2 protein-coding genes and 1 pseudogene are annotated in these 2433 nt (G+C 43.6%); all 3 read left to right on the top strand.

From position 1 onward, the window contains the following. Positions 1 to 833 (top strand): phage tail protein (locus tag ACFIKE_RS09445; RefSeq protein ID WP_375649553.1); only part of this gene is annotated, 833 nt, incomplete at its 5' end. Between the two features lie 7 nt (positions 834 to 840). After that, positions 841 to 1854 (top strand): phage tail protein, encoded by a 1014-nt coding sequence (locus tag ACFIKE_RS09440; RefSeq protein WP_375649551.1) that lies wholly within the window; start codon positions 841 to 843, stop codon positions 1852 to 1854. 7 nt (positions 1855 to 1861) lie between these two features. Then, positions 1862 to 2433, top strand: a pseudogene (locus ACFIKE_RS09435) (phage tail protein); the annotation flags it as partial.

The raw sequence follows: 2433 nt of genomic DNA, 5'->3' as shown, positions 1-2433 counted from the left end.
TTGTTACAAATGATCATGTCCAACAAACGAGTGTGATAAGACTTGCAAGCACTTCACAGTTTTTAGAGTATAAGAATGGTATCGTTTTGCGCTTTATGGCGACGGGCAGGAATGTTGGAGCAACCACGATTGTCTTAAATGATTTAGATGGCAAGCCGGTTTATAAGGCGACAGAATTAGGCATCAGTGCATTATCGGGAGGGGAAATCCAACAAGGGTGCATTTATACATTGTTTTATAATGGAGATCATTGGCATCTTGTTAATCCTACCTCTATCCCTTTAGAAGAAGAAAGCAGTCTTTATCCCACGGGTTTTATAGGAACGTTTGGAATGCGCGGGATTCCAAAGGATTGGTTATTGTGCGATGGGAAGGCTTATTTGCGTCGTGATTATCGTGATTTATTTGAGACGATAGGAACGGTTTGGGGAGAGGGGGATGGCGTTGAGACGTTTAATGTTCCAGATTTTCGAGGGATGTTTTTACGGGGGCTTGATAATGAACGCAATCTAGACCCTTGGCGTTCTTTTGCAAGTGTGCAAACAGATTTAATCGAGTCTCACCAACATCAAGGACAGAGCCTTTCGATGTCTCATTTTACCAGCAACGAAAACTTTTGGGATGGCAATACGACAGATGTATTGGGCTATCGTCTAGGCTTGTTTGGGGGGAGCTCTCTCGCGAATTTTATGGGTATAGAGCGTGAGAATTTAGGGGGCTACATTGTAAGTCCTTATACTCTTGATGAGAGCCAAGAGGTTGTTTTGAAGAGCACTGGTGAAGGCGAGACGCGTCCAGTAAATGTGAGTGTTCTGTTTGCGATTAAGACATGAGGTTAAAATGTCGACGATTTATGATTGGTCTTTAAATGCCTCCTTGAATGCCTATTGTGATGATTTGATTGATTGGTCAAAAGGACAACGCCCTAGCAGCGTGAATAATAGCGCCCGTGTGATGATGCAGCGTGTGCGTGAATATTTATCCGATACGAGTGGTGTGATTGAAAGTAGCTTTACGGTTGATGCTGAACAGCAGACGACGTTGATAAGACTTCAAAGTAAATCGCATTTTTTAGAGTATAAGAATGGGATATCAGTTTGTTTTAAAGCGAAGGGTAAGAATGTTGGGGAAACCGCAATTGCCTTGAATGATTTAGCCGGTAAGCCCGTTTATAAGGCGACGGAATTAGGCATTCTTGCATTATCTGGAGGTGAACTTCAAAGGGGGTGCATTTATAGCTTGATTTATAGGGATCATGCTTGGCAAGTTTTAAATCCTACACCTCTCTCTTTATCACAAGAACCGGTTATTCCCGTTTATCCTACAGGGACGATAGGAATTTTTGGGATGCAAGTTTTGCCAGAGGGCTGGTTACTCTGTGATGGGAAGGCTTACTCGTGTAGTGATTATCCTGCTCTTTATGAAGCAATAGGGATCAGATGGGGTGGAGCTGATACTTGGAACAAGTTTAACGTTCCAGATTTGCGTGGTGTTTTTTTACGAGGTGTTGATGATGATCGCGAGATCGACCGCTTTCGTTATCTTGGCACTTTACAAAATGACGCTATGAGAAAGCATGACCATGGGGGGCAATCCTTTACGATTTTGAATGATGAAGATGAGGAAGAGAGTTGGTATGGTGATTTGACGATCATCTGGGGATATGTGTTGAATGACCAGCAAAGATTGAAACTTGCCGAACGTTTGGGCGTGAGGGCAGAGGATATACGCGTGCACCATAAGCTCGCCTTTCCCCATTCCCACCTTCATATGCGTGATGTTGCATTGGCAAGTTCAGGTGTAAGTGAGACGCGCCCGATTAATATGAGTGTTGTGTTTGGAATCAAGACGTGAGGTTTAGATGTCCACGATTTATGATTGGTCTTTAACGGCATCTGAAAATGGTGGGGCTGATGCTTTAATTAATTGGTCAGAGGGACAGCACCCTAACACGGTTAATAATAGCGCTCGTTTTATGATGCAAAGGATAAGAGAGTATTTATCGGATACGGGCGGCGTGCTTGAAGGGATTGTGACGGTTGATAATAACCAAAAGACGAGCGTGATAAGGCTTCTAAGCCAATCGGCATTTTTAGAGTATAAGAATGGCATATCGGTTTGTTTTAAAGCGAAGGGCAAGAATGTTGGGGCGACAACAATTGCTTTAAATAATTTAGCCGGTAAGCCCGTTTATAAGGCGACAGAAACCGGTTTATTAGCCTTATCGGGAGGAGAGATACAAGATGGCTGTCTTTATACGCTTGTGTATGATGAAGAGCTTACGGGTTGGCAAGTTCTCAATCCGACAAGGGGCAAAGTCTCTTCCTTAAAACGCTTACCCTCCGGTCTGATAGGACCGTTTGCAATGGAACGCTTGCCGGATGGTTGGTTGCCATGTGATGGGCGTGCTTATTCACGGTATGTTTATTGGGA

This window comes from Bartonella sp. MU70NMGDW (assembly GCF_042194085.1).
In the GTDB taxonomy this organism is placed as follows: Bacteria; Pseudomonadota; Alphaproteobacteria; order Rhizobiales; family Rhizobiaceae; genus Bartonella; species Bartonella grahamii.
The sequence above is the reverse complement of the archived record's forward strand: the minus strand, read 5'-3'. Positions and strand labels throughout refer to the sequence as shown.

Excerpts from the sequence above, each read along its gene's own strand:
- ACFIKE_RS09440 (WP_375649551.1), top strand. The coding sequence starts at position 841 with ATGTCGACGATTTATGATTGGTCTTTAAATGCCTCCTTGAATGCCTAT.